This is a genomic window from Deinococcus rhizophilus (assembly GCF_030271215.1).
GTDB classification, from domain to species: domain Bacteria; phylum Deinococcota; class Deinococci; order Deinococcales; family Deinococcaceae; genus Deinococcus; species Deinococcus rhizophilus.
The window spans coordinates 1-1,336 of the sequence record NZ_JASNGB010000326.1; the positions used below are offsets into that span (position 1 = coordinate 1).

Sequence of the window (1,336 nt, forward strand, 5' to 3'; positions counted from 1 at the left end):
CCCCGCGCCGCGACCCTGACCGCGCCGGACGGTCCCCCGGTCTTCGTGGACGTGAACAGCCCCCCGCCCGAACTCGTGATCTACGGGGCGGGGCACGACGCCGTGCCGCTGGCCGCGCAGGCGCACGCGCTGGGCTACACGGTGCGGGTCGTGGACCCCCGGCCCGCCTTCCTGACGCCGGGGAGATTCCCGGGGGCGACCCTGCATGACCTCGCCCCGCAGGAGCTGGGGGGCTTCACGCCCGGCGAGCGGGCGCACCTGATCGTGATGAACCACCACCTCGACCGCGACCGGGTCTGCCTCGCGCACGCGCTGGGCTCGGGGGCCGGGTACGTGGGCGTGCTGGGGCCGCGCTCGCGGGCCGAGGACCTGCTGCGGGAGCTGGAGGCCGAAGGGGTCACCTTCACCCCCGAGCAGCTCGCCCAGCTGCGCTCGCCCGTGGGCCTGCGCCTGGGCGCCGAGGCCCCGGAGGAGGTCGCCCTGAGCATCCTGGGCGAGCTGATGGCGTGGCGGCGGGGGTACGACGGGGGCTTTCTGAGCGGGCACGCGGGCCGCATCCACGACGCGCCCACGCACGCGGCGGCCCCCCGAACCTGAACGGACGCCACAACCGCCCCCGCCCGCTTTGTCCTACCCTGTCCCCCATGACGCCTCCCCCCGCCTCCCCGGTCCGGCCCCTGTGGGTGGCGCTGGGCTTCGTGCTGACGGGCCTGGGGTTCCTGGGGCTGCTGCTGCCGGGGCTGCCGGGCACGGTGTGGTTCATTCTGGCCGCCGCCTGTTTCGCGCGGGGCAATCCCAAGTGGGAGGCGTGGCTGCTCTCGCAGCCGGTGGTGGGTGAGCTGGTGCGCGACTACCGCGAGGGCCGGGGGATGCCGCTGCGGGCCAAGTGGCTCGCCTGCACCTGCATCGCGCTGGCGGTGGGCTTCAGTGTGATGCGGATTCCGGTCGTGGCCGGGCAGGTGGCCTGGGCGCTGGTGGGGCTGGCGGGCATCCTCTACATCACCCTGCGCGTCCCCACCCGGCGGGCATGAGGCGCTGGCTGCTGGCCGGAGGCCTGGCGCTGGGAGCGGTTCTCACCGCCCTGCGGACCCGGCACCACGAGCGGCGGTATCCCCCACACGGGCGGGTGCTGGACCTCGCGGAGGGTCCTACCCACGTCATCGAGGGTGGGGCAGGTGAGGCTCCCCCCGTCGTCCTGATTCACGGCAGCGACGGGGTGGCGCTGGACTGGCCCGTCTCGCCGCTGTGGGACGCGCTGGCCGGGCACGCCCATCTGATCGCCCCCGACCGCCCCGGCCACGGCCACACGCCCGCCCGCCCCGGCACGCCCGTGACC

At 75.5% G+C, this 1,336-nt stretch carries 3 protein-coding genes; all 3 read left to right on the forward strand.

The genetic code is table 11. The features are described from left to right. Positions 1 to 597 (forward strand): XdhC family protein (locus QOL99_RS17085; RefSeq protein WP_285525592.1); only part of this gene is annotated, 597 nt, incomplete at its 5' end. 47 nt (positions 598 to 644) lie between these two features. Further along, positions 645 to 1,031: a YbaN family protein gene (locus QOL99_RS17090; RefSeq protein WP_285525594.1), complete on the forward strand. Its 387-nt coding sequence runs from the start codon at positions 645 to 647 to the stop codon at positions 1,029 to 1,031. Further along, the coding region (locus QOL99_RS17095; protein WP_326522604.1) for an alpha/beta fold hydrolase at positions 1,028 to 1,336 on the forward strand (309 nt) is incomplete at its 3' end. The genes QOL99_RS17090 and QOL99_RS17095, both read left to right, overlap by 4 nt.